Origin of the sequence: Lentzea waywayandensis (genome assembly GCF_900115955.1) — a bacterium.
GTDB classification, from domain to species: Bacteria; Actinomycetota; Actinomycetes; order Mycobacteriales; family Pseudonocardiaceae; genus Lentzea; species Lentzea waywayandensis.
On sequence record NZ_FOYL01000009.1, the window covers coordinates 290,459 to 315,678 of the forward strand.

Consider the following 25,220-nt stretch of genomic DNA (forward strand, 5'->3'; position numbering starts at 1 on the left):
CATGATCGACGATCTGCACGGGCGCAGCGTCGTCGCGGACACCCACAACGACCTCCTGGACGCGCTCGTCCACCGCCCGGTCGAGCGGTGGGTACCGCACTTCCGCGACCGGTGGCTGCCGCAGTTGCAGGCGGGCGGGGTGAACCTGCAGGTCCTGCCGGTTTTCATCGACGACGTGTTCCGGCCGGAAGGCGCGCTGCGGCAGACGCTGCGGATGATCGAGGTCGCGCACCGCGTGGCCGCGGCGAGTCCGGAGACCAGGCTCTGCGTCACCGGCACCGAGATCGACGAGGCCCTCGACGACGACCGCATCGCGCTCGTGCTCGCGCTGGAGAGCGCGCCGGGCGTGGGCGAGGACGTCGAGCTGCTGGAGACGCTCTACCGGCTGGGCGTGCGGATCGCGTCCCTCGCGCACTTCGGCCGCACCGCGCTGGCCGACGGCAGCGGCGAGGACGCCACCGGCAGCAGGCTGACCAGGGCGGGCGTCGCCGCGCACGCCGAGATGGAACGTCTCGGCATGATCTTCGACGTCAGCCACCTGAGCGCGGCGGGCGTCGACCACGTGCTGGAGCTCTCGACCCGGCCGGTGATGGCGACGCACTCGTCGGCACGGGCGTTGCGCGACCACCACCGCAACCTGACCGACGCCCAGCTCAAGGGCATCGCGGACAACGGCGGCGTGGTGTGCGTGAACTTCTTCGCGCCGTTCCTGCACGAGTCCGACTTCACGATCGACCGCCTGGTCGACCACATCGAGCACATCGCGGGCGTCATGGGCGTCCGGCACGTCGGCCTCGGCCCGGACTTCGTCAAGGAGGTCCTGGAGGACGTCACGCCGCCGTGCTGCGAGGCCCAGTTCATCGAGGGCGTCCCGACCGACCGGTTCCTGCCGGGCCTGGAGGGACCGGCCGGGCTGCCGTTGGTGACCGAGGCACTGCAGAAGAGGGGATGGCCCGAGGACGACATCGTCCGCGTCCTGGGCCAGAACGTGCTCGACCTGTTCCGTTCCGAACTGAGGGGATCCGCATCGTGACCACCATCGAGGACCTGTACGGCTACGCGCTGCCGGAACAGCCCGCGATCTCGCCCGACGGAACCGAGATCGTCTACGTCCTGCGCACCACCGACCGCGAGAACGACCGCGACGAACGCGCGCTCTGGCGGGTGTCGGGCGGCAAGACGAAGCAGCTCACCAGGGGCAAGGCGGACACCTCACCGGCGTGGTCGCCGGACGGCAGGATCGCGTTCCTGCGCGCCCAGGACGGTCCGGCCCAGATCTGGCTGCTGGACGGCGAGCCCGAGCAGCTGACGACCCTGCCGCTCGGCGCCGGTGCCCCGGTGTGGAGCGAGGACGGCACGAAGCTCGCGTTCACGGCGCCCGTCGACATCGCGGACGCCTCCGCGCCGATCGTCACGAGCCGCCTCTTCCACAAGGCCGACGGGTCCGGCTACCTGCGCAGCATCCGCGCCCACGTGCACGTCCTCGACCTGGAGACCCGCGAGGTCCGGCAGCTGACCAGCGGCGACTGGCACGCGAGCGCACCCGCCTGGTCCCCGGACGGCGCGAAGCTCGCGTTCACGGCATCGCGCGACGAGGACTCCGACCTGACGTTCCGCTCGGCGGTGCACGTGGTCGAGGTCGACGGCCAGACGGAACCGCAGGTCGTCGGACTGGCCGACGGGCAGGCCGCGACGGTCACCTGGACCGGGGCCGGCCTGCTCGTCATCGGACGCACCACCACGAACACCGGTCACCTCGACCTCCTGCACCTGCCGCTGAACGGCGAGGTGCGCAACCTTTCCGCGTCCCTGGACCGCAACCTCATGCCCGGCATGTCGGGCTATCCCGGTGGTCTGCCGGCGCAGCACGGGAACACGGTGCTGTTCTGCGCCCGCGACCGGGGCTGCACCCAGCTCTACGCCGTCGACCTGGAGGACGGGGACGCGCCGCGCCTGGTCCTGGGCGGGGACTCCCGAGTCGTGGCAGGGCTCTCCGTCGCCGGCGACGTCGCCGCCGTCGTCCTGGGCACACCGTCCTCGTTCGGCGAGATCGCCACCGTCGACCTGACGACGGGCGAGACCACCGTCCACACCGGACACAACGAGGTCACGCCGTTCGTCCGCGAGGAACGCGAGTTCACGATCTCGGACGGCACGGTCGTGCACGGCTGGCTGGTCCGCGACCCCGAAACCACCGGCCCGGCGCCGCTGCTGCTCGACATCCACGGCGGCCCGCACAACGCGTGGAACGGCACCGCCGACCCGGTCCACCTCTACCACCAGGTGTTGGCACAGCAGGGCTGGGTGGTGCTCCTGCTCAACCCGCGCGGTAGCGACGGCTACGGCGAGGCCTTCTACCGGGCCGCGCTGGGCGCGTGGGGCAAGGCCGACGCGAAGGACTTCCTGGAACCGCTCGACGAGCTCGTCGCGGAGGGACTCGCTGATCCGGCCAGGCTCGCCGTCACCGGCTACAGCTACGGCGGCTACATGACCTGCTTCCTGACCAGCCGCGACACCAGGTTCGCCGCGGCCGTGGCGGGCGGCGTGGTCAGCGACCTGACCAGCATGGGCGGCACGTCCGACGGCGGGCACTACGTGACCGAGCTCGAACTGGGCGGCCAGGGCGGGCACCTCGCGGAACTCTCCCCGCTGACCCACGTCGGCGACGTCCGCACGCCCACCCTGATCTACCACGGCGCCGCCGACGACAGGTGCCCCGTGGGCCAGGCCGAGCAGTGGTTCACCGCGCTGCGCCAGAACGGTGTGCCCACCGAGCTGGTGCTCTACCCGGACGAGTCGCACCTGTTCATCCTGAACGGCAAGCCGTCGCACCGCGCGGACTTCAACCGACGCGTGGTCGACTGGGTGCGCGAGCACGCGGAGAACCGCAAGCCGCTCGACGCGAAGCACTGGCAGCGCAGGCTTTCCGCCCTCGCGAAGAAGCACGACCTGCCCGGCGCGGCGCTCGGCATCCTCTACAAGGGCGAGACTCTCCAGGCGCACCACGGCGTGCTGAACCTGACGACCGGCGTCGAGGTCACCGACGACACGATCTTCCAGATCGGTTCGATGGGCAAGGTGTGGACGACGACGGTCGTCATGCAGCTCGTCGACGAGGGCCTGCTCGACCTCGACGCGCCGATCGTCGACGTGCTGCCGGAGCTGAAGCTGTCCGACCCGGTGGTCGAGCAGAAGGTGACCATGCGGCACCTCCTCACGCACACCAGCGGCATCGACGGCGACAACTTCACCGACACCGGCCGCGGTGACAACTGTCTGGAGCTCTACACCGAACTGCTCGCCGACGCCGCCCAGAACCACCCGCTCGGCGCGACCTTCTCCTACAGCAACGCCGGTTTCGTCCTCGCCGGCCGGGTGATCGAGAAGCTCACCGGCAAGACGTGGGACGTGGCGATGCGCGAACGGCTCTACGTCCCGCTCGGCCTCACCCGCGCCGGCACGTTGCCCGAGGAGGCGCTGCTGCACCGCGCCGCCGTCGGTCACGTCACCAAGGACGAGAAGCTCCAAACGGTGCCGGTGTGGATGCTCCCGCGCTCGCTCGGCCCGGCCGGAACGATCTTCGCGAGCGCGGAGGACGTGCTGAAGTTCGCGCGAATGCACCTCAACGGCGGCGTTGCCGAGGACGGCACGCGAGTGCTGTCCGAGGCGTCCGCGGCCGCGATGACCGAGAAGCAGACCGACGTGCCCGACCCGGAGGCGCTGGGCGACTCGTGGGGCGTCGGCTGGATCCGGTTCGGCTGGGACGGGCAACGGCTGATCGGCCACGACGGCAACACCATCGGGCAGTCCGCGTTCCTGCGCATCCTGCCGGAGCACGACCTCGCGGTCACGTTGCTGACCAACGGCGACACGGCCCGTGAGGTGTATCTGGAGCTGTACAAGGAGATCTTCGCCGAACTGGCGGGCATCGCCATGCCGATGCCCCGGCAGCCGGCCGCCGAACCGCCCACTGTGGACAACGCGCTGTACCTCGGCACGTACGAGCGGGCCTCGATGAGGCTCGACATCGTCGAGGGCGAGCACGGGCTGCAACTGGACGTGACGCCCACCGGTCCGATGGCCGGCATGTTCCCCAAGCCACCGGCGGTCGATCTCGTCCCGGCCGGCGACGGGCGTTTCCTCTACCTGTGGCCGGACTCCAAGAGCTGGTCCTCTCTAGTCTTCTACGCGCTGCCGACCGGGGAGCAGTACGTGCACATGGGTGTCCGCGCCACGCCGAAGGTGTCCTGATGAACCTGATCGACGACATCGAGCGGCTCGTGTCCTGCGAGTCGCCGTCCACCGACCTGGAAGCGGTCGCCCGCAGCGCCGAGGTCACCGCCGCGGTGGGTGCCGCGCTGCTCGGCACGCAGCCGGAACGGATCGTGGTCGACGGCCGCACCCACCTGCGCTGGCGGCTGGGGTCGGGGCCGCGCAAGGTGTTGCTGCTCGGCCACCACGACACGGTGTGGCCGATCGGCACGCTGGAGCGGATTCCGTTCAGCGTGCTGGGCGGTGTGCTGCGCGGGCCCGGCTGCTTCGACATGAAGACCGGCGTCGCGATGATCTTCCACGCCGTCGCGGCGCTCGGTTCTCCCGACGGCGTCACGGTTCTCATCACCGGCGACGAGGAGATCGGCTCGCCGTCGTCGCGCGGCTTGATCGAGACCGAGGCCGTCGAGCACGCGGCCGTCCTGGTCTGCGAAGGCTCGGCGGACGGCGGCGCGCTGAAGACCGAGCGCAAGGGCACGTCCATGTACGAGGTGACGTTGCACGGCCGCGCCTCGCACGCCGGGCTCGAACCCGAACGCGGCGTGAACGCCACGATCGAGGCGGCACATCAGATCCTGGCGGTCTCACTGCTGGCGGACTCCGCCGCCGGGACCACCGTCGTGCCGACCGTGCTCTCGTCCGGTACGACGACGAACACCGTTCCCGCACAGGGGAAGTTCATGGTGGACGTCCGGGTGAGGAACCTCGAGGAGCAGCAACGGGTCGACGAGGACATGAAGGCGCTGCGGCCAGTGCTGGACGGCGCGAAGGTCGAGGTGGACGGAGGCCCGAACCGCCCGCCGCTGGAGCTGTCCGCGTCCGCCGCGTTGTTCGAGATGGCCTCCGGGCTCCTCCCCGGGATCGCCCAGGCGGCGGTCGGTGGTGCGTCGGACGGCAACTTCACCGCGGGCGTGGGAGTTCCGACGCTCGACGGACTCGGCGCCGTCGGCGGTGGCGCGCACGCCGAGAGCGAGCACGTGCTGGTGTCGGAGCTCGTTCCGCGCACCCAGCTGCTCGCGGCGCTCGTGAAGGAGCTGACATGACACTGGTGAAGCAGAACGTGGTGGTCCGTCAGCTCACGGACTACGAAGAACTCCTTGCCACGCAAAGGTTGTACGAGTCGATCTGGCGGCCGACCGTCAACGGCGGTACTCCCCCGGTCACCGCCGAGCTGCTGCGGGCGATGACGAAGGCGGGCAGCTACGTCGCGGGCGCGTTCGACGGCGACGTCCTGGTGGGTGCCTGCATCGGGTTCTGCTCGCCGCCCGCCGCGGGTGCGCTGCACAGCCACATCGCCGGCGTGGCGGCGGGGATGCGCGGGCGCAACGTCGGTTACGCGCTCAAGCTCGACCAACGGGCGTGGGCGCTCGAACGCGGGCTCACCGAGGTCACCTGGACGTTCGACCCGCTGGTGCGCCGCAACGCCTACTTCAACCTGGGCAAGCTCGGCGCCGACGCGACCGAGTACCTGCCCGACTTCTACGGCCACATGCACGACGACATCAACGGCGGCGGCGAGACCGACCGGCTGCTGGTCAGCTGGCGCATCGCCTCGCCCGCGGCCGTGGCGGCGTGCGAGGGCCGGCCGCGGACCGTCAGCGCGACAGGTGTGGTCGGGCTCGGGATCTCCGAGGACGGCCTGCCGGTGCCGGGAGTGTGTTCCGGCAGCACGGTTCTGGTCGCGGTGCCGCCGGACGTCGAGTCGCTGCGGGCCACGAACCCGGCTGCGGCCGACGAGTGGCGCCACGCCGTGCGGGAGGTGCTCGGCGGGCTGCTCGCGAGCGGTGCGCGCATAACCGGGTTCGACAGGTCCGGCTGGTACGTCGTCGAGAGGAGCACCGAGTCGTGAAGCTGACCGGGGTGGAGATCCGCTGGGTCGAGATGCCGCTGAAGTCGCCGTTCCGCACCTCGTTCGGCACGCAGACCGTGCGGCAGTTGCTGCTGCTGCGCGCGGTCACGGACGAGGGCGAGGGCTGGGGCGAGTGCGGTGCCCTGGTCGATCCGGTGTACTCGCCGGAGTACGTGGAGGGCTGCGCGGACGTGCTGCGGCGGTTCTTCGTCCCGGCGCTGACCGGACCGGTCGACGGCATCTCCGTCGCGCCTCGGCTGGCGAAGTTCCACGGTCATCGGATGGCCAAGGCGGCGTTGGAGATGGCCGTTCTGGACGCCGAACTGCGCGCTCGTGGGGTGTCGTTCGGCCGTGAGCTGGGCGCGGTTCGCGATCGCGTGCCGTGCGGGGTGTCGGTCGGGATCATGAACTCGATCCCCGAGCTGCTCGACGCCGTCGGCGGCTACCTCGACGAGGGCTACGAGCGGATCAAGCTGAAGATCGAGCCCGGCTGGGACGTCGAACCCGTGCGGGCCGTGCGCGAGCGGTTCGGCGACGACATGTTGTTGCAGGTCGACGCGAACACCGCGTACACGCTGGGCGACGCCCGGCACCTCGCGAAGCTCGACCCGTTCGACCTGCTGCTGATCGAGCAGCCGCTGGCCGAGGAGGAGCTGCTGGCCCACGCCAAGCTCGCCAAGGTCGTGCGGACGCCGATCTGCCTGGACGAGTCGATCACCTCCGCGTCGTCGGCGGCCGACGCGATCAGGCTCGGCGCCTGCCAGATCGTCAACATCAAGCCCGGCAGGGTCGGCGGCTATCTGGAGGCGCGGCGCATCCACGACGTCTGCGCGGCGAACAACATCGCGGTGTGGGTCGGCGGGATGCTCGAGACCGGCATCGGCAGGGCCGCGAACGTGGCGCTGGCGGCGTTGCCCGGCTGCACGCTGCCGGGCGACACTTCGGCGTCCGGCCGCTACTACCAGCTGGACGTCACCGAGCCGTTCGTGCTGGAGGACGGCCACCTGCCCGTTCCGACCGGGCCGGGGCTGGGTGTGACGCCGTTGCCCGACGTGCTGGAGTCGGTGACGGTGAAGACGGAGTGGATTCCTCTGTAGACGGTTGGCAGGGTGGTGGACATGAGTCCGCGAACAGGCCTCGCCCGCGTGCTGGACGACCTCGGCACCACGCTGATCGACCTCGTGCGTGGTGATCCGAGCCGTGCCAAGGACATCGGCGGGGTGGTGATCCACGACCCCGACGACGACCAGGCGCTGCCGCCGTCCGCGCTGGTGCTGGGCGTCGGCGTGCGGGACCCGGCGGAGATCCTCGGTCTGCTGGACGGGGCCGCGGCGCTGGTCGTGCGCGGCCCCGTCGTGGTCACCGACTCGCTGGCCGCGGCCGTGGACCGCTCGGGCGTGGTGCTGCTCGGCCTGGCGCCCGGCGCGTCGTGGACGCAGCTCGCGGCGATGCTGCGGTCGCTGCTGGCCGAGGGCGAGGTCGACCCGTCCGAAACGCTCGGCGGCGTGCCGGCCGGGGACCTGTTCGCCCTGGCCAACGCGGTGGCGTCGCTGATCAGCGCCCCGGTGACGATCGAGGACCGCAGCTCGCGCGTGCTCGCGTTCTCGGGGCGCCAGGACGAGGCCGACTCGTCACGCGTCGAGACGATCCTGGGCAGGAAGGTCCCGGCGCGCTACACGCGGATGCTGGAGGCGCGCGGGGTGTTCCAGCGGCTCTACCGCAGCGACCAGGCCGTCTACATCGAGGGCCTGCCCGCCGACGACGGCTCGCTGTGCCTGCCGCGCCTCGCCGTGGCGGTGCGCGCGGGCGACGAGTTCCTCGGCTCGATCTGGGCCGCCGTCCGCGGGCCGCTGTCCCCGGACAGTTCCGCCGCGTTCGGCGACGCGGCCAAGCTCGTGGCGTTGCACATGATGCGCCAGCGCGCGGGCGCCGATGTCGAACGCCGGTTGCGCGCTGACCTGGTCTCGACCGCCGTCGAGGGAGGTCAGGGCGCGGCGGAGGCGGTGCGCCGGCTCGGGCTGGCCGACCAGGCGTGCGTGGTGCTGGCGTTGGCGCTGGCCCACACGCACGGCGACGACCCGGCCGCGCACGCCCGGCTGCTGGCCGAACGCCAGCAGGTGGCCGACGCGCTCGCGATGCACCTGACGGCCGTGCACCCGCGCGCCGCGGCCGCGTTGATCGGCGACGTCGCCTACGCGATCCTGCCCGCCGAGTCGGAGGACCGGGCGCTGCGGATCGCCACGGACTTCCGCAACCGCATCGGGCACCAGGTGCTGGTGGGCGTCGGCGAGGTGTCCGACGGCCTCACGCTGTCCCGTTCCCGGGCCGGTGCCGACCTCGTGCTGCGGGTGCTGCGGGCCGGGCGCGCCTCGCTCGCGGTGGCGCGAGTGTCCGATGTGCACAGTGAGGGGTTGCTGCTGGAGCTGTCGGACCTGATCGCCGAACGCGGGGACACGCTGACCGGGCCGGTCGCGCGGTTGATCGCGTACGACCGCAAGCACAGCGGCAACCTCGTGGAGACGCTCGGCGCGTGGCTCGACGCCTTCGGTGACGTCGCCACCGCCTCGGCCGCTGTTTTCGTGCACCCCAACACGTTCCGGTATCGGCTGCGGCGGTTGTCGGAGGTCGGGGAGATCGACCTCAGCGATCCGGACGCGCGGTTCGCGGCGATGCTTCAGCTTCGGCTGTGGCGGCCAGATGGCGCCGCGCCAGTGCGATGAACTCCTCGGTCGACGGGTGCGCCGCCGGTGACGGCCACGCCAGGCGCACGGTGATCGGTTCGGCGTCGGCCAGCGGCAGGTAGGTGACGCCGGGATGCGGGTTGTGGTGGCTGCTGCCGGCCGCCGTGACCCCGACCGTCGCGCCGGTCGCGATCGACGTGAGCCACTCGACCACACCGGGCACGTCCACCGTGCGCGGGCGCGCTCCGGACGGCCAGAGATCGGCGCCGGTCGTCGCCGCCGTCTCGCACACCGCGACGCATTCGCCGGTCAGGTCGGCGAGCAGCAGGGCGTCCCGGGTGGCGAGCGGGTGGTCGTCCGCGACGGCCGCGACGCGGGGTTCCTCCAGCAACGCCACGTGGTCGATGTCCGCGTCGGCCGGTTCGGTGCGCAGGACGGCCACGTCCGCCTCGCCTCGCCGCAGCGCCGCCTCCGGGTCGTCGGAGCGGCGGATGTGCACGAGCACGTCCGGGTGCTCGGCGCGCCACTCCCGCAGGAACGGGATGGTGTACTCGCCGAGCGCGGCCCAGGCGAAGGTGAGCCTGAGCGGCTGGGGTCGCACGGCCTCGGCCAGCGCCGAGTCCAGCGAGGTGAGGATGCGGTGGCTGTGCTCCCACAGCCGTTGGCCGGGCTCGGTCAGTGCGACGTGACGGGTCGTGCGTTCCACCAGGCGCACGCCCAGACGCCGTTCGAACTGGTCGAGCGTGCGCGAGAGAGCGGGCTGCGTGACGTGCAACGCCTGCGCGGCGGCGGTGATCGAACGGTGGTCGCCGATCGCGGCGAGCGCTCGCAGGTGACGCAGCTCGACATTCATAACCACCGATCATAAGTGCTGCACGAACGGCATTTCACTCGCGCTCGGAGCGGCCCTAGCGTCGAGGGCATGAGGATTCTGCTCGTTGGAGCGACCGGCACCCTGGGTAGCGCGGTGCACCAGGTGCTCGTCGAACGCAAGCACGACGTCGTGACCGTCTCCCGCACCGGGGGCGACCTTCAGTACGACGTGACCGACCCGGCCCAGGTGGCCGATCTCTACCAGACCGTGGGGCAGGTGGACGCCGTCGCGTCGGCCGCCGGGCACGTGCCGTTCAAGCCGTTCGGCGAGCTGACGATCGAGGACTACCAGGCCGGGCTGACCGGCAAGGTGCTGTCCCAGGTCGCGCTGGTCCGCGAGGGGCTCGCGCACGTCACCGAGTCGTTCACGCTGATCACCGGCGTGCTGGCGCGCGAACCGATCGTCACGGGCGCGGCGGCCTCGCTGGTCAACGGCGCGGTGGAAGCGTTCGTGCGGGCCGCCGCCATCGAGATCGCGCCGCAGCGCATCAACGCCGTCAGCCCGACCGTCTTCACCGAGGCTCTCGACGCCTACGGCGACTACTTCCCCGGCATGAAGCCCGTGTCGGTGGCTGACGTGGCGCAGGCGTACGTCCGTTCGATCGAGGGACGGCAGACCGGGCAGGTCTACGTGCTCTGAACCGCAACGCGACCGAGCAGCCGGTCCACGAGTTCGGGCAGCCGCTGTTCGCCCGCGCCCTCCAGCCACAGCGCGATGCCGGTGCGGATCGTGGCGAGGAACGTCGCCGCCATCAGCCGGGCGATCTCCTCGTCCGGCTCACGAAGGACCAGAACGGCGGTCAGGTCGCGTTCGAGCGCGACCTGGTCGCCTGCTTGGCGTGCGATCAGTGACGGATGCCGGCGCAGCAGCCGCAGCTGGGCCATCCACTCGACGTCCGGGAGGGGCCGGTCGCGGTAGAGCTCCGCGGTCGACGCGCGCAGGGCCTGCCAGGCCCCCTCGTGCTCCGGCCTCGCCTCGACCAGCGAGACCAGCGCCCTGAACCGCTCGCGGTCAGAGTCGAGAACAGCCTCTTCCTTGCTGGCGAAGTAGTTGGAGAACGTCCTGCGCGAGACCCCCGCCGCGTCCGCGATGTCCTCGACCGTCACCCCGTCGAGGCCGTGCTCCATCGCCAGCCGCAACGCCGCCCCGGCCAGCGACCGTCTGGTCTCGGCCTTCTTGTGCTCGCGCCGCGTGGTGAGGGTCTCCATGGCGTTCAGCGTAGCGGGTGCAAGTTGCTCGTTGCGCAAATTTGCACAACGCGCAAGAATTACGGGGACGAAGGGGCGGGATGTGAAGATCGAGACTCAGGCGATGGGGCACCGGCAGGTGCTGGAGTCGCTGTCCGGACTGCTGCTCGCGCTGTTCGTGGCCATGGTCAGCTCCACGGTGGTGTCCACCGCGCTGCCGCGGATCATCGGCTCACTGAACGGCACGCAGACGCAGTACACCTGGGTGGTCACGGCCACCCTGCTCACGGCGACGGCCACCACCCCGCTCTGGGGCAGGCTCGCCGACCTGTTCAACAAGAAGACGCTGGTCCAGGCCGCGATCGTGATCTTCGTGGTCGGCTCGCTGCTCGCGGGCTTCGCCCAGGACACCGGCCAGCTCATCGCCGCCCGCGCGTTCCAGGGCCTCGGCGTCGGCGGCCTGCAGGCGCTGGTGCAGGTCGTGATCGCCGCGATCATCCCGCCACGCGAACGCGGCCGCTACAACGGCTACCTCGGCGCGGTCATGGCCGTTGCCACCGTCGGCGGCCCGCTGCTCGGCGGCCTGATCGTCGACGTGTCGTGGCTCGGCTGGCGCTGGTGCTTCTGGGTCGCCGTGCCGATCGCCGCGCTGGCGTTCGTCGTGCTCCAGGCGACGCTGAAGCTGGAGACCGTGCGCCGCGAGAACGTGAAGATCGACTACCTCGGCGCGACGCTGATCGCGGCGGGCGTGAGCGTGCTGCTGATCTGGGTCTCATTCGTCGGCAACTCGTTCGACTGGCTGTCGTGGCAGACCGGAGCCATGGTCGCCGCCGGCCTCGTGCTGCTCGGCGCGGCGGTCGCGGTCGAACTGCGCGTCGAGGAACCCGTTGTGCCACTGCACATCGTGGTCCAGCGCACCCCGGCCCTGGCGATCATCGCGAGCCTCTCGGTGGGCATGGCGATGTTCGGCGGCGCCGTGTTCCTCGGCCAGTACTTCCAGATCGGCCGCGGCTACTCGCCGACGGAGGCGGGCCTGCTGACCATCCCGCTGATGGCGGGCGTGCTGGTGTCGTCCACGATCTCCGGCCGCATGATCAGCCGCACCGGCAGGATCAAGCCCTACATCGTCTCGGGCACGATCATCCTGGTGCTGGGCTTCCTCGGCCTGGGCTTCGTCGACCACGCCACCGCACTGTGGATCGTCGGCATCGCGATGGCCGTCGTGGGCATCGGCGTCGGCATGACGATGCAGAACCTCGTGCTGGCAGTGCAGAACAGCGTCCCGCTGAGCGAACTGGGCGCCGCCAGCGCGTCCGTGACGTTCTTCCGCTCGCTGGGCGGCACCATCGGCGTCTCGGTGCTCGGCGCGGTCCTCGCCAACCGCGTGACCGCCGACCTCTCCGCCGCACTGCACGTGCCACCGGGCCAGTCGACCCGCAGCACCAGCGCGTTGAACCTCTCCGCGCTGCCGCCCGAGGTCCAGACGATCGTGCACACCGTCTACGGCGACGCGACGGCACACATCTTCCTGATCTCCGCCGCGGTAGGCGTCGTCGGCATCATCGCGGCACTGCTGCTCAAGCCGATCACGTTGCGCACGACGATCGATCTCGAGAAGAAGGAAGCAGACTCAGCGGTCGCGCGATAAGCCGAGGGGGAACCATGAGCGCCGGCCGGAACAACGCCTTCGAGTCCACAGTGGACTCCTTCGGACCCGCTCCCCTGCCGTCGTCCCGGACCATCCTGGTCGGCACAGACGGCTCCGACACCGCGATGCGCGCGACAGCGTCCGCGTTCGGCCTGGCCCGCCGCCAGGGAGCACGACTGGTCGTCACCTTTGTGGCGTGCCACTCCTCCCTGGCGGCACTGAGCCCCGCCGTCGCCTCGGTCTTCGAACACGAGGCGACGGCCCGGCTGCACGCCGAACTGAGCGACCAGGTCCGGTCGTCCGCCGAGGAGCTCGACGTGCCGGTGACGTTCGTCAAGGCGTTCGGCGACCCGTGCACGGTGCTGCGCGACTCGGCGGACCAGTGCCAGGCCGACATGGTGATCGTCGGGGCGTCGCGGCAGGCGGGGCACCGGTTCGCGGGGTCGGTGGCGACGCGGCTGATCAAGCTGGGGCACTGGCCGGTCCTCGTGGTGCCCTGATCAGGGCAGATCTCCCGGACAGCCGGCCGAGGAGTCACTGAAGCCGCCGGAACAGCTCCCGTACCGGGCCTCCGCCTTCAGGCTCAAGGCAGCGCCGAGCCCGTGACCGACGCGAGGAGCAGCCCTCCGCCAGTGCCACGACCTCGCCCGGCGGCCTCCGCCCAGCACCTTCACCCGATCTATCGGCAACACCGCGGCAACGTTGCGATGCACCGCGTGGGAGCGCATACCTCCGAGGACCTCGGCCACTTCGGACAGGTCCGCCACCAGATCGGCCACAGAAGGTTGCCATAGGTCGGAGCACTGCTACCGTACGTCCGGGCGCAGGGATTTCTAAACTTAATTTAGTATTTATTCTTGACGCGATCGGGTGACCGAAGCATGCTTTGGCCACTCGACGACGAGAGGTACGGGTATGCCGAGAACCCTGCTGTCCGTGGCCACCATCGCCCTGGCGCTGCTGGCACCCACAGCGGTTGCCGCCGCCGCACCGTCCACCCCGGTAGAACACGCGGGTGTCGACCAAGGCGCGCCCACCTACTACGACTCGGGCATCGCACGCACTCCGTACATGGGGTGGAACTCCTACTTCGCCGTTGGCGCGGCGTCGGAGGAGAAGGTGCTCGGGGTGGCTGACCACCTCGTCAGCAGCGGCCTCGCGAAGGCCGGCTACACCATCGTCTGGATCGACGGCGGGTGGAACGCGAGCCCGCCGCGGGACGGCAAGGGTGCGCTCGTGCCCGATCCCGCGCGGTTCCCGTCCGGGTTCACCAAGTTGGTGGACACGTTGCACGCCAAGGGTTTGAAGGCGGGCATCTACACCGACGCCGGGGCGTGGGACGGCAAGAACTGCGCCGCCGGCAGCGGTGGCGGGTACTACGAGGCGGACGCGAAACAGTTCGCCGGGTGGAAGTTCGACGCCGTCAAGATCGACTTCCTGTGCGGCATCGCGCAGAACATGGACCCGGCCGTCGCCTTCACGCAGTTCTCCGCGGCGGTGCAGAAGGCCGGGCGCAAGATGATCCTCAACCTCTGCAACCCCGTCACCGACGAGTGGGGCGTGCCGCACCGCTGGGACCAGACCGCGTACGTGGCCTACACGTACGGGCCGCGCGTCGGCGACTCGTGGCGCACCAGCACGGACGTCGCGTTCGGCACGCCGTACGAGGGCATCTGGCGGGACGTGCTGCGCAACATGGACCGCAACCTCTACCGGCCCGGCGCGCAGGGTCCCGGTCACTACAACGACCCGGACTACCTGATCCCGATGCGCAAGACGGAGCAGGGCACGTACGAGCTCAACGAGGAGGAGTCGACCTCGCAGCTCGTCATGTGGTCGGTGATGGCCTCGCCGCTGATCATCGGGTCGGACCCGCGCACGCTGCCGCCGTCGATGATCGAGACGCTGAAGAACCCCGAGATCATCGCGGTCGACCAGGACCCGCTGGCCATCCAGGGCGTCAGGATCGCTGGCTCGAACAACGTCGACGTCTACAGCAAGGTGTTGTCCGGCAAGGGTGAGCGGGCCGTCGCGGTGCTCAACCGCAACGACCAGGCCGCCGAGTTCACGGTCAACCTCGCCGACACCGGCCTCAAGGGCACCGTCGCCATCCGCGACCTGCGTGCCCGCTCCGACCGCGGCACGGCGACCGGCACCTACACCGTCACGGTTCCCGCGCACGGCACGGCGTTCCTGAAGCTGCGCGGCGAAACGGCCGTTCCCGGCACCGACGTTGGCGGGGAGACCTCGGCCAGCCCGGCGCTGATCCGCTGGGACGACAAGAACATGGCGACGTTCGCACGCGACAAGGCCGGCCGCCTCACGCAGCGCTCGATGGTCGATGGCGAGTGGCGCAACTGGGTCGTGATCGGTGGGCCGAAGAACGGCCAGGTCCTCGGCCAGCCGTCGGCGTTCGCGAGCCCGGACGGTCGCATCGACCTCTTCGTCCGCGGCACCGACAACGTCGCCTACCAACGGACTTTCGCGAACGGCAAGTGGGGCAACTGGACCTCGCTCGGCGGCACGCTGACCGACTCCGTGTCGGTGGCGTTCACCGGGCCGGACAGCTGGAGCCTGTTCGGTCGCGGCGCCGACGGTCGCGTGTGGACGCGCGACAGGAACAACAGCACCTGGAACTCGGTCGGTTCTCCTGGCAACCAGCAGATCTACGGCAGGCCTTCTGCCGCAACGGTCGCGGCCGGCACGTTCGTCACGGTCCGGCTGCAGGACGACTCCGCCTGGTACCGCAGGCGCACCGCGAACGGCTGGTCCGCGTGGACCTCGCTGGGTGGCGTGATCAGCGGCAGCCCGACGGCGGTCGCCAACGGTGATCGCGTCAACGTCTTCGTCCGCGGCAGCGACTACACGCTGTGGCAGCAGGACCTCGTCGGCGGCGCGGGCACCTGGTGGTTCAAGCGCGACCAGTTCGTCAGCAACGCGCTCACCGGCGCGGTCGGTGGAGCGCCCGGTGCGAACGGATCGACCTGGGTCGCCGTGCGCGGTCCGGACAACGCCGTGCACGTGTCCAGCCTGACGGCCCCCTGACCAGCCCCTCCCAGGAGCACACGATGAAGATTCGTCGCGCCTTCTCCAAGGCCACCGCGCACTTCCACGGAGCCCACCGATGACCTCACGCCGCAACTTCCTGAAGGCCACCGGCGCGTTGGGACTGGGCGCCATGATCCTGCCCACCTTCACCTCCCACGCCGCCCCCGAACGGCCGGCGGGCAACCCGCTCGCCGCCAACCCGACGACCCTCTGGTACCCCGCTCCCGCCGACGAGGCGAAGATCATCGAGCAGGGTCTGCCGATCGGCAACGGCCGCCTCGGCGCGCTCGTCGGCGGTGGCGTCGAGAAGGACTTCCTGTACCTGACCGACGTCACGCTGTGGACCGGCGAGCTCAACGACGCCCTCGAAGGCGACGGCCAACTTCCTTACGACTACACGCACTTCGGCACGTTCTCGATGCTGGCCAAGCTCTACGTCGAGATGCCGGGTCACGCGGGCGCCACCGGCTACCGCCGCGAGCTCGACCTGAGCAACGGCCTGGTCACCACGAAGTACACGCACGGCGGCAAGCAGTACCGGCGCGAGATCTTCTCCAGCCATCCGGACGACGTGGTGATCGTCCGGCTCGTCGGCCCGAACCAGTCCGGCACCGTCACGCTCACCGGCGCCCACGGCGAACCGACCGTCGGCGACGCGCCGCACACCGCGGCCGTCTTCACCGGCTCGTTGCCGAACAAGCTGGCGTACAGCGGTGTCGTGACGGCGTTCAGTCCTGATGGAACGGTCGAAGTGGACGGCGCGAACCTGTCGTTCACCGGCTGCTCGGACCTGGTGATCGTGTTCTCCGGTGGCACGAACTACGTCCCGGACGCGTCGCCCGGCTTCATGGACCCGCTGGTCGAACCCGCCAGGCTCGCGCTGGAGAAGGCGGCGGTACGCGCCAAGGCCGACGCCCTGCTGCGCACGCACGTCGCGGACTACCGCAGGAAGTACGACCGGCAGAAGGTCGACCTCGGCCGTTCCACCGACGCCCAGCGCGCGATGGACACGTGGACCCGTTTGCAGGCAAGGGCTTCGAGCGCCATGCCCGACCCGGAGCTGGAGGCGAGCTACCTCCAGTTCGGCCGCTACCTCGCCATCACGGGGTCACGCGACAACCTGCCGATCAACCTTCAGGGCCTGTGGCTGTCGAACAACAACCCCGACTGGTACAGCGACTACCACACCGACATCAACATCCAGATGAACTACTGGCTCGCGGACCGGGCCGCGTTGTCGGACACGTTCGACGCGCTCGCGAACTACTGCGTGGCACAGCTGCCGGCGTGGACGAACACCACGCAGTCGGTGTACCAGGACGAGCGCAACCGGTTCCGCAACACCAACAACCGCGTGGCCGGGTGGGCGGTCGCCTTCTCCACCAACATCTACGGCGGCAGCGGCTGGTGGTGGCACCCCGGTGGCAACGCGTGGCTGTGCATGTCGTTGTTCGAGCACTACGAGTACACGCTCGACCGCGACTACCTGGCCAAGATCTACCCGTTGCTCAAGGGCGCCTGCGAGTTCTGGGAAGCACGCCTGGTCGAGACGCCGCAGGGTCTGGTCGACGACCACGACTGGTCGCCCGAGCACGGTCCGCAGGACACCCGCGGCAACACCTACAACCAGGAACTGGTGCACCACCTGTTCGGCAAGTACCGCATCGCAACGGATGTGCTGCGCCGCGACCAGGCGTACGGCCGCAGGATGTCGGGGCTGCGGGACCGGCTGTACCTGCCGGTCGTCAGTCCGAAGACCGGCATGCTCCAGGAGTGGATGTCGCCGGACGACCTCGGCGAGACCACGCACCGGCACCTGTCGCCGCTCGTCGGTTTCTTCCCCGGTGACCGCATCAACCGCGACGACTCCCCCGCCGCGCTGATCGAGGGTGTGAAGCAGCACCTGATCACCCGCGGCATGGAGAGCTTCGGCTGGGGCCTCGCGTGGCGGGCGGCGTGCTGGGCGCGGCTCAAGGACGCGAACAGGGCGTACGAGCTGGTGCAGAAGGTGATCCGCCCGTCGATCGACTACGCGAACGGCACGGCGCCGAACTTCTTCGACATGTACAGCTTCGGCGATCGTTCGATCTTCCAGATCGACGCGAACCTCGGCGCCCCGGCGGCCATGCTGGAGATGCTGCTGTACGCGCGGCCGGGCGTGATCGAACTGCTCCCCGCGCTGCCGTCGGCGTGGAAGACCGGCTCGGTGACCGGAATCGGTGCCCGCGGCGGCTTCTCCGTCGACCTGGCGTGGAAGGACGGCAAGGTCACCAGCGTGACTGTCCGCAGCGTCGGCGGCACCGAGACCGAGGTGCGCTTCGGCACGTGGAAGAAGAGGATCAGCCTGCGCAAGGGGCAGTCGGTGACGCTTCGCCCTTGATACCGCAGGTTCGTGGTCACCAGCTGCCTGAGAGCGGCTGGTGACCACGAACCCCGGCGGTCGAGTCCCGCACCACCAGCGTGGTCGCCAGCTCTATGTGCAACGCCTCGGGTTCGTGCCCGTCCAGCATCCGCATCAGCTGCGTGACGGCGATGCTTCCCATCTCCTGCAACGGTTGCCGCACGGTCGTCAGCCGCGGGTCGGTCGCCTCGGCCAGGTCGATGTCGTCGAACCCGGCCACCGACAGGTCTTCCGGCACGCGCAGGCCCCGTTCCCGCGCGGCCTGCAACGTGCCGACGGCGACCTTGTCGTTGAAGCAGACGATCGCGGTGGGACGGGGCTCGAGCGAAAGCAACTCCGCCGCCGCGTGTTTGCCGTGCGCGGTGGTGGGTTCCACGTGCCGCAAGCGGTCCGGCGTGAGCAGCACGCCCGCCTTGGCGAGGGACGCGCGGTGGCCGGCCAGGCGCGCGTCGCCCGCGAGCCACTCCTCCGGCCCGGCGATCACGGCGATGTCGCGGTGCCCGAGCCCGATGAGGTGGTCCGCCACGGCCCGCGCGCCCGAGAAGTGGGCGGCCGACACGGAGGCGATGTCGGGCAGCGGCAGGACGCGCGGGTCGACCACGACGAACGGGTATCCGGCCTGGGACAACGCGACCAGTTCCTCGCCCTCCTCCGGGGGCAGGATGAGGATCGCGGCGTCGACGTCCGCCTGAGCGGTCAGACGGCGCAACGCGTCGGAACCCTGACCTGACTCCCCCGCGTCCAGCAGCATGCGCAGGCCGTGCAGCTTCAACGCATCCGCGATCGAGGAGACGATCAGGCCGAAGTAGTCGGTGAGCACGTACGGGCAGCGGACGTAGACCGTGCGAGTGCGGTGCGGGGTGACGTCCTGCTTGCGCCGTTCGACCGCCTGGAGGACCAGGTCACGGGTCCGCTGGGCCACGTTGACGTGGTCGTTGAGCACGCGGGAGACGGTCGCGATCGAGACGCCGGTCTCCGCCGCGATGTCCCGCAGGCTCGCGCGTTGTTTCACGTTCTCGATCTTGCGTTCCACCAGGTCACTGTACCGGAACTCGTCCAGACCATTGACGATGGCAACACCCCGGTGTTTCATCCTGGAAAGCCGGTGTTTCACAGTGATGAAGTCTTGTTACACGTCGTTAGGACGGCAATGAGAACAACTGCGATCGTGGCCCTGGTGGTCGGACTCACCGCCGTGCCGACCGCCGAAGCTTCCAGCGCACCACAGGTCCGGGTGTGGGTGACCACCCCCGACCGCGCGGAACTGATGCACGAACGGCCGCGCGTCACGTTCGGCACCAGCGAGTCGGCGCACCCGACGATCGTGGTCGACCCCGACCGCCGCTACCAGGAGATCGACGGCTTCGGGGCCTCGATCACCGACTCCTCCGCCGAGGTGCTCGCGGGCCTGACCCCTGCCGCCCGCGCCGACACCATGCGCAAGCTCTTCGACCCCACGAGCGGTATCGGCGTCAGCTTCCTGCGCCAGCCGGTCGGCTCGTCCGACTTCACGGCGGCGCGGGAGCACTACACCTACGACGACGTGCCAGCCGGACAGACCGACTTCCCGCTCAGGAACTTCAGCGTCCGGCACGACGAGGCGAAGATCCTTCCGTTGCTGCGCGAGGCGAAGCGACTCAACCCGCGCCTGAAGATCATGGCCACGCCGTGGAGCCCGCCGGCGTGGATGAAGGACAACGACTCGCTCGTCGGCGGCAAGCTCAAGGACGACCCGGAGGTCTACGACGCCTACGCGCGTTACCTCGTGAAGTTCGTGCAGGCGTACGCGAAGGCAGGTGTGCCGGTCGACTTCCTGTCCGTGCAGAACGAGCCGCAGAACCGCAAGCCGGACGCCTACCCCGGCACGGACATGCCGGTCGCGGCGCAGATCAAGGTGATCGAGGCGCTCGGCCCGAAGCTCAGGACGACCAGCCCGCGCACCAAGATCCTGGGCTACGACCACAACTGGGCCACGCACCCCAACGACGGCACGGCGGAGGCCGACTACCCGTACCAGATCCTGAACAGCAAGGCCGCGAAGTGGCTCGCGGGCACGGCGTACCACTGCTACTACGGTGACCCGAGCGCGCAGACGGCGTTGCGCAACGCCTTCCCGGACAAGGGGATCTGGTTCACCGAGTGCTCGGGTTCCAAGGGGGCCACCGATCCGCCCGCCAAGGTCTTCAGCGACACCCTGCGCTGGCACGCCCGCAACGTCGTCCTCGGCACCACCCGCAACTGGGCGCGCAGCGCCGTCAACTGGAACATCGCGCTGGACAGCACCGGCGGCCCGCACAACGGCGGCTGCGGCACCTGCACCGGTCTCGTCACCGTGCAGCCGGACGGTTCGGTGGTCACCGACGCCGAGTACTACACGATCGGCCACCTCTCGAAGTTCGTGAAACCCGGCGCGCGCAGGATCGCCAGCACGTCGTTCGGCACGACCGGCTGGAACGGCCAGATCATGGACGCCGCGTTCCGCAACCCGGACGGTTCCACGGCTCTGGTGGTGCACAACGAGAACGACGACCCGCGCTCGTTCGCGGTCAACGTCGGCGACCGGACCTTCGAGTACACCCTGCCCGGCGGCGCGCTGGCGACGTTCACCTGGACCAGCCGGCACCGCGGCAAGCTCGATCTCGTGCCGCTGACCGGCGCCACCGCGTCTCCTGACGGCGCGCTCGCGATCGACGACGACGCGTCGACCCGCTGGTCCAACGGCGGCGCCCAGGCTCCCGGCCACTTCCTCCAGGTCGATCTGGGACGCCGCAAGGACTTCCGCCGCGTCGCGGTCGACTCCGGCGGCAACCTCGGTGACTACGCCCGGAACTGGGAGCTCTCGGTCAGCAACGACGGCACGTCCTGGCGCAGGATCGCGTCCGGCGAGGGCGTCGGTCAGCTGACCAACATCGACGTCCGCCGCACGAGCGCGCGCTACCTCCGCATCACGTCCACCGGTGCCGCGGGCAACTGGTGGAGCATCGCCGATTTCCGTTTGTACAACTGAACAACTGCTGTCGGGCGCCCAAACCCTGCAAGGAGCGCTGAATGTCAAAGACGACAAAACGGTGGCGCGGCATGACGATCGCGGCCGCCGTGGTCACGGCGGGAAGCACGCTGGTCTCCCCCTCCGCCAGCGCGGCGACCAACGCGAGCGTGTGGCTGACCACCGGCGACAAGGCGAACGCACTGACCAAACAGGCGGACGTGACGTTCGGCTCGGGTGGCACCGGGTCGACGATCACCGTGAACCCGAACTCCACCTACCAGTCGATGGTGGGCTTCGGCGCGTCGTTCACGGACGCGGCGGCGTGGAACATCTTCAACTCGCCGCGCCGCAACGAGATCATGAACAACCTGTTCGACAAGAGCACCGGCATCGGCATGAGCTTCATCCGCCAGCCGATCGGCGCGTCCGACTTCTCGCGGAACTTCTACACCTACAACGACGGCGCGGCGGACCCGACGCTGTCGCGGTTCTCCACCGCACACGACAACGCCTACATCCTGCCGCTGCTGCAACAGGCCAAGCAGCTCAACCCGCAGGTCGCCGTGATGGCGACGCCGTGGAGCGCGCCGGCGTGGATGAAGAACAACAACAGCCTCATCCAGGGCCAGCTCAACGACAGCCGGATCGGTGTCTACGCCGACTACCTGGTCAAGTTCGCGCAGGCGTACAAGGCAGCGGGCATCCCGATCGACTACCTGAGCGTGCAGAACGAGCCGAACTTCGAACCGCCGGGCTACCCCGGCATGAGGATGTCGGCGCAGCAGCAGGTCAACGTCATCAACACCCTGGTGCCGAAGCTGCGCGCGGCCGGCGAACAGGCGCGTCTGCTCGGCTACGACCACAACTGGGACGACACGACCTACCCGCAGACCGTGAACAACGGCGCGGGCAACAACGTGATCGGCTCCGCGTGGCACTGCTACGGCGGCAGCCCGAGCGGCCAGTCCGTCGTGAAGAACAACCAGCCCGGCAAGGACATCTTCTTCACCGAGTGCTCCGGCACGAAGTCGGCGAACGACGCGGCGACGTTCCGCGACACGTTGCGCTGGCAGGGCATCAACCTGGCGATCGGCGCCACGCGCAACCACGCGCGCAGCGTCGCGATCTGGAACATGGCTCTGGACCAGAACAACGGCCCGGTGATCGGCAGCTGCACCAACTGCACCGGCGTCGTCACGACCAGCGGCGGCAACGTCACGTACAACGCCGAGTACTACGTTCTCGGTCACCTCTCGAAGTTCGTGCAGCCCGGCGCCGTCCGCATCGACTCGACCGGCTTCGGCGAAGGCGGCGTCCAGAACGTCGCGTTCCGCAACCCGAACGGCCAGATCGTACTCGTCGCGCTGAACTCGGGCGGCCAGCAGAACTTCCGCGTCTCCTACGCCGGCCAGACGTTCGGCTACACCCTCCCGGCCGGCGCGATGGCGACGTTCACCTGGCCCGGCACGCTCGACCCTGGCCAGCCCGGCGGCCGCACCGGCGCCATCACGGGCCTGGGCGGCAAGTGCCTCGACGTCACGAACGGCTCGACCACGAACGGCACCCTGCCGCAGCTGTGGTCCTGCTTCGGCGGCCCGAACCAGACGTGGACCCTGGGCACCGACGGCACGGTGCGCGGCCTGGGCAAGTGCCTGGACGTGACCGGCAACGGCACGGCGGACGGTGCCACAGTCCAGTTGTGGGACTGCTTCGCCGGACCGAACCAACGGTGGACCGCCTCCAACGGAACGCTGGTGAACGTCGGCAGCGGCAAGTGCCTCGACGTCATAGGCAACAACACGGCCGACGGCGCGAAGCTGCAGATCTGGTCCTGCACGGGTGGGGCGAACCAGCGGTGGACCGTGCCCGCGTAGGTGATCGAAAGGCCGGTGCCCGAAGACTGCGGACACCGGCCTTTCCTCGCCGCGGAACGCTTGAGGTCAGGACAGCAGGCAGCCGCGCTGCACCGGCACGAAGGCGGTGAAGTCGCGGTTGCCCCGCGTCTGTTCCCTGTGCGTCTGTTCCCTGTGCAGCAGGCCCTCCACCCAGCGGATCACCTCGGTGGGAGCGGGCCGCGGGCCGCCACCCAGCCGCGCGACCTCCACGAGTTCCCCCAGACGGTCCTCGGCCGCGACCGACCAGCCGCTCAGCTCGTTCCACACCAGGGCTACGTAGTGGCCGGGGAAGTCGGGCAGACGCCCGTCCAGCGCGACATAGGCACCGGTCAGCGGCTCCGCGTCGATGCACGAGCTGTCGCCGCGCAGTCCGAGGCCGGTGACGATCTCGCCGACGTAGCTCCGCACCTCGCGGGCCACCGCGTCATCGAAGTCGATGTCGAAGTCGATCTCGGACTCCATGGTCATGTCGCGCGGATACCCCGGCGGGGTGTCGGCGAAACCGGTCAGATCACGCCCGCCCGCATGGCGTACACCACAGCCTGCAGGCGGTTGCGGAGGTTGAGCCGGCTCATCACGCCCTGAATCACGTACTTCACCGTGCGTTCGGAGTAGCACAGCTCCGTCGTCCCAGGCCGTCGGCCTTCAACCGCAACACGTCCACCTCGCGTTGCGTCAGCCCCGCCCAGTTCGCCCCGAGCGGAGCGACCGCCTCGCGTTGCAACCGCTGCACGCGCTTGAGCAGGTCGCCGACCTGCACGTGTTCCCAAATCCATGGAACCACGGACCACGGTGGAGATACCGGAACGCGGGAAACCTGTTTCCAGGGTCTCGACCGGCGTTGCCGCAGAGACCCCGGAAACGGTCGGACAATCAGCTGCCGTATGGGTTTGCGGCCTTCTTGGTCGCGTAGGTCAGCATCGGCTTGACCTTCGCCCAGTGCCCGTCCTGACAGGAGTACTCGGGCAGGAACCCGGTGCACGAGCCCTCCCAGTTGCCGATCTCCCACGTGTAGTGGGGGACGCCGAGCTCGCCGTACACCCAGTCGTCGATCGACCCGCCCGCGGTGTAGAGCAGCTCACCGGGCTGGCCGTACTGCCAGTCGGGACCCGCGAGCTGGGCCATGTCCTTGGCCATCGCCCGCAGCGGACCGTCGTTCGGCGACGGCGTGGTGGTGTAGCCCCACGGCAGCAGCACGACGTTGAGGGCGGCGTGCATGGTGATCACCATGCCGCGCGTCTTCGGGTCCGCCGGGTCGTTGAGCCCGGGACCGCGCGTGTCCGGGAAGAGCGCGCGGAAGAGCTTCTCCAGCGCCTTCGTCTCGACCTCGGAGTCAGGAGCCGGGCCGCGGTAGACCTGGTGGCACGGGTCGGCCGACGTGCCGTTGTCGCCCCACTGCGCGTCGAAGTTCCGGTTGATGTCGACGCCGATCTGGGCGTACGGGTCCTCGGTCGTCGGGCATTCCCGGGGACCGTTGGTGTAGTTGCCGTTCTTGCGCTGCAACTTCGGCGAGTCGCCGCCGGACTGGACGATCTGCACGCCGTCCGGGTTCGCGATCGGCACGACCCAGACCTCTGTCGTGTCGAGCAGCGACGTGACCTCGGCGTCCTTGCCGTAGCCCTGCGTCAGGTGGTCGATCCAGCGCCACGCCATGTCACCGGTCGTGATCTCGCGGGCGTGGATCTGCGCCGAGACGAACATCCGCGGCTTGCGGGTGTTCGGCGTCAGCTTGCAGTCGCCGAGGTTCTTCCTGGTGATGCAGATGGCCTTGAGGTCGTACCCGCCGGCGCCCTGGGTCTTGCGCCACGAGTCGCCGTAGTCGACCACGGTCGCGAGGCCCGCGTACCTGAGCGCCACCCGGTCGAGGTGGGCGTGGTGCGCCTTGACCGTGCGATAGCCGCCGTAGTAGGTCTCGTTGACGCCGTGGCCCTGGGTCTTCTGCGTGGCGGACGGCGGGGCCATCACGGACTCGACCTCGCCGGTGAACCCGGCAGCGGTCAGCCTGGTGTGCGTGTCCTTCGACCCGAGCACGAACAGGTCGTCGCCGTCACGCTGTTCCAGCACGTCGAAACCCCGTGCGAGCAGGTCCTGCGCCTTCTGCCCGAGCGGGGCCGGAACGCGGTAGACGTACGTCGGGCCCTCCTGCACCGCGACCGGTGCCGGTGGTGCCGCCACCGAGGTGCCGACGAGGAAAGCCACGCTGGCGGCACCCGCCAGCGCGAGACTCAGCCTTCGCTGCTTCATTGTGTGAAAACCCCCTGTGAAGCCATAAGTAGTGCTGATCGCGAACATGGCGATCTACGCATCCACCGGAGAACGCTTCCACAGGCACGCTTGTTTGCCCACCATTTCAGCGTCTCAACAGCAATCATGGCC

At 69.6% G+C, this 25,220-nt stretch carries 18 protein-coding genes and 1 pseudogene; 13 read left to right on the forward strand and 6 right to left on the reverse strand.

What is annotated here, in order from left to right; genetic code table 11:
* Position 1 precedes the first annotated feature (1 nt).
* Genes BM417_RS31160 through BM417_RS31185 form a run of 6 tightly spaced genes read left to right on the forward strand, consistent with a single transcriptional unit; the run spans position 2 to position 8,841 of the window.
* Positions 2–1,033, forward strand: a complete 1,032-nt coding sequence (locus BM417_RS31160) for a dipeptidase (RefSeq protein ID WP_093601913.1) — start codon at positions 2–4, stop codon at positions 1,031–1,033.
* Positions 1,030–4,251 carry a serine hydrolase gene (locus BM417_RS31165; protein WP_245822271.1) on the forward strand — a complete coding sequence of 1,074 codons (3,222 nt, stop codon included), beginning with the start codon at positions 1,030–1,032 and terminating at the stop codon, positions 4,249–4,251. Before BM417_RS31160 ends, BM417_RS31165 begins: the two co-directional genes overlap by 4 nt.
* Positions 4,251–5,315, forward strand: a complete 1,065-nt coding sequence (locus tag BM417_RS31170) for a M20 family metallopeptidase (RefSeq protein ID WP_177320697.1) — start codon at positions 4,251–4,253, stop codon at positions 5,313–5,315. The genes BM417_RS31165 and BM417_RS31170 overlap by 1 nt, the downstream gene beginning before the upstream one ends.
* Positions 5,312–6,121 (forward strand): GNAT family N-acetyltransferase, encoded by an 810-nt coding sequence (locus tag BM417_RS31175; RefSeq protein WP_093601917.1) that lies wholly within the window; start codon positions 5,312–5,314, stop codon positions 6,119–6,121. Before BM417_RS31170 ends, BM417_RS31175 begins: the two co-directional genes overlap by 4 nt.
* Positions 6,118–7,218, forward strand: a complete 1,101-nt coding sequence (gene menC, locus BM417_RS31180) for an o-succinylbenzoate synthase (protein ID WP_093601919.1) — start codon at positions 6,118–6,120, stop codon at positions 7,216–7,218. Before BM417_RS31175 ends, menC begins: the two co-directional genes overlap by 4 nt.
* A 21-nt stretch (positions 7,219–7,239) precedes the next feature.
* Positions 7,240–8,841 carry a PucR family transcriptional regulator gene (locus BM417_RS31185; protein ID WP_093602117.1) on the forward strand — a complete coding sequence of 534 codons (1,602 nt, stop codon included), beginning with the start codon at positions 7,240–7,242 and terminating at the stop codon, positions 8,839–8,841.
* Here BM417_RS31185 and BM417_RS31190 read toward each other — a convergent pair.
* The gene (locus BM417_RS31190) at positions 8,762–9,655 is read right to left on the reverse strand and encodes a LysR family transcriptional regulator (RefSeq protein ID WP_093601921.1); all 894 of its coding nucleotides are present in this window, start codon (positions 9,653–9,655) and stop codon (positions 8,762–8,764) included. The genes BM417_RS31185 and BM417_RS31190 overlap by 80 nt on opposite strands.
* A gap of 69 nt (positions 9,656–9,724) precedes the next feature.
* Here BM417_RS31190 and BM417_RS31195 point away from each other — a divergent pair, with 69 nt between their 5' ends.
* The gene (locus BM417_RS31195; protein ID WP_093601923.1) at positions 9,725–10,315 is read left to right on the forward strand and encodes a short chain dehydrogenase; all 591 of its coding nucleotides are present in this window, start codon (positions 9,725–9,727) and stop codon (positions 10,313–10,315) included.
* On the opposite strand, the gene BM417_RS31200 is transcribed toward BM417_RS31195, so the two are convergent.
* Complete coding sequence (locus BM417_RS31200) at positions 10,303–10,884, reverse strand: TetR/AcrR family transcriptional regulator (protein WP_093601924.1); 582 nt, start codon at positions 10,882–10,884, stop codon at positions 10,303–10,305. The genes BM417_RS31195 and BM417_RS31200 overlap by 13 nt on opposite strands.
* A 103-nt stretch (positions 10,885–10,987) precedes the next feature.
* Here BM417_RS31200 and BM417_RS31205 point away from each other — a divergent pair, with 103 nt between their 5' ends.
* The 4 genes from BM417_RS31205 to BM417_RS31220 all read left to right on the forward strand — a co-directional run bounded on the left by BM417_RS31205 (position 10,988) and on the right by BM417_RS31220 (position 17,939).
* Complete coding sequence (locus BM417_RS31205) at positions 10,988–12,511, forward strand: MDR family MFS transporter (RefSeq protein WP_093602119.1); 1,524 nt, start codon at positions 10,988–10,990, stop codon at positions 12,509–12,511.
* 14 nt (positions 12,512–12,525) lie between these two features.
* Complete coding sequence (locus tag BM417_RS31210; RefSeq protein WP_093601926.1) at positions 12,526–13,011, forward strand: universal stress protein; 486 nt, start codon at positions 12,526–12,528, stop codon at positions 13,009–13,011.
* A gap of 415 nt (positions 13,012–13,426) precedes the next feature.
* The gene (locus BM417_RS31215; RefSeq protein WP_093601928.1) at positions 13,427–15,556 is read left to right on the forward strand and encodes a glycoside hydrolase family 27 protein; all 2,130 of its coding nucleotides are present in this window, start codon (positions 13,427–13,429) and stop codon (positions 15,554–15,556) included.
* A gap of 79 nt (positions 15,557–15,635) precedes the next feature.
* Positions 15,636–17,939, forward strand: coding sequence for a glycoside hydrolase family 95 protein (locus tag BM417_RS31220; protein ID WP_093601930.1), 2,304 nt, complete (start codon positions 15,636–15,638; stop codon positions 17,937–17,939).
* A gap of 16 nt (positions 17,940–17,955) precedes the next feature.
* Here the strand turns inward: BM417_RS31220 and BM417_RS31225 are convergent, their stop codons facing one another.
* Complete coding sequence (locus BM417_RS31225; RefSeq protein ID WP_218164614.1) at positions 17,956–18,993, reverse strand: LacI family DNA-binding transcriptional regulator; 1,038 nt, start codon at positions 18,991–18,993, stop codon at positions 17,956–17,958.
* A 117-nt stretch (positions 18,994–19,110) separates the two neighbouring features.
* On the opposite strand from BM417_RS31225, the gene BM417_RS31230 reads away from it, so the two are divergent.
* Both BM417_RS31230 and BM417_RS31235 read left to right on the forward strand, forming a co-directional pair.
* A complete protein-coding gene (locus BM417_RS31230; protein WP_093601934.1) occupies positions 19,111–20,967 on the forward strand; it encodes a discoidin domain-containing protein in 1,857 nt (618 codons plus the stop codon).
* 41 nt (positions 20,968–21,008) lie between these two features.
* Positions 21,009–22,823, forward strand: a complete 1,815-nt coding sequence (locus BM417_RS31235; protein WP_245822272.1) for a ricin-type beta-trefoil lectin domain protein — start codon at positions 21,009–21,011, stop codon at positions 22,821–22,823.
* A gap of 66 nt (positions 22,824–22,889) precedes the next feature.
* Here the strand turns inward: BM417_RS31235 and BM417_RS31240 are convergent, their stop codons facing one another.
* The 3 genes and pseudogenes from BM417_RS31240 to BM417_RS31245 form a co-directional block, all read right to left on the reverse strand.
* Positions 22,890–23,312 (reverse strand): DUF6292 family protein, encoded by a 423-nt coding sequence (locus BM417_RS31240; protein ID WP_143138871.1) that lies wholly within the window; start codon positions 23,310–23,312, stop codon positions 22,890–22,892.
* 38 nt (positions 23,313–23,350) lie between these two features.
* Positions 23,351–23,598, reverse strand: a pseudogene (locus BM417_RS49375) (response regulator transcription factor); the annotation flags it as partial.
* A gap of 119 nt (positions 23,599–23,717) precedes the next feature.
* Positions 23,718–25,088 carry a M14 family zinc carboxypeptidase gene (locus tag BM417_RS31245; RefSeq protein WP_093601940.1) on the reverse strand — a complete coding sequence of 457 codons (1,371 nt, stop codon included), beginning with the start codon at positions 25,086–25,088 and terminating at the stop codon, positions 23,718–23,720.
* Positions 25,089–25,220: the final 132 nt, after the last annotated feature.

Excerpts from the sequence above, each read along its gene's own strand:
- BM417_RS31160 (WP_093601913.1), top strand. The coding sequence starts at position 2 with ATGATCGACGATCTGCACGGGCGCAGCGTCGTCGCGGACACCCACAAC.
- BM417_RS31170 (WP_177320697.1), top strand. The coding sequence starts at position 4,251 with ATGAACCTGATCGACGACATCGAGCGGCTCGTGTCCTGCGAGTCGCCG.
- BM417_RS31175 (WP_093601917.1), top strand. The coding sequence starts at position 5,312 with ATGACACTGGTGAAGCAGAACGTGGTGGTCCGTCAGCTCACGGACTAC.
- BM417_RS31185 (WP_093602117.1), top strand. The coding sequence starts at position 7,240 with ATGAGTCCGCGAACAGGCCTCGCCCGCGTGCTGGACGACCTCGGCACC.
- BM417_RS31190 (WP_093601921.1), bottom strand. The coding sequence starts at position 9,655 with ATGAATGTCGAGCTGCGTCACCTGCGAGCGCTCGCCGCGATCGGCGAC.
- BM417_RS31195 (WP_093601923.1), top strand. The coding sequence starts at position 9,725 with ATGAGGATTCTGCTCGTTGGAGCGACCGGCACCCTGGGTAGCGCGGTG.
- BM417_RS31200 (WP_093601924.1), bottom strand. The coding sequence starts at position 10,884 with ATGGAGACCCTCACCACGCGGCGCGAGCACAAGAAGGCCGAGACCAGA.
- BM417_RS31205 (WP_093602119.1), top strand. The coding sequence starts at position 10,988 with ATGGGGCACCGGCAGGTGCTGGAGTCGCTGTCCGGACTGCTGCTCGCG.
- BM417_RS31210 (WP_093601926.1), top strand. The coding sequence starts at position 12,526 with ATGAGCGCCGGCCGGAACAACGCCTTCGAGTCCACAGTGGACTCCTTC.
- BM417_RS31215 (WP_093601928.1), top strand. The coding sequence starts at position 13,427 with ATGCCGAGAACCCTGCTGTCCGTGGCCACCATCGCCCTGGCGCTGCTG.
- BM417_RS31220 (WP_093601930.1), top strand. The coding sequence starts at position 15,636 with ATGACCTCACGCCGCAACTTCCTGAAGGCCACCGGCGCGTTGGGACTG.
- BM417_RS31230 (WP_093601934.1), top strand. The coding sequence starts at position 19,111 with ATGAGAACAACTGCGATCGTGGCCCTGGTGGTCGGACTCACCGCCGTG.
- BM417_RS31235 (WP_245822272.1), top strand. The coding sequence starts at position 21,009 with ATGTCAAAGACGACAAAACGGTGGCGCGGCATGACGATCGCGGCCGCC.
- BM417_RS31240 (WP_143138871.1), bottom strand. The coding sequence starts at position 23,312 with ATGACCATGGAGTCCGAGATCGACTTCGACATCGACTTCGATGACGCG.
- BM417_RS31245 (WP_093601940.1), bottom strand. The coding sequence starts at position 25,088 with ATGAAGCAGCGAAGGCTGAGTCTCGCGCTGGCGGGTGCCGCCAGCGTG.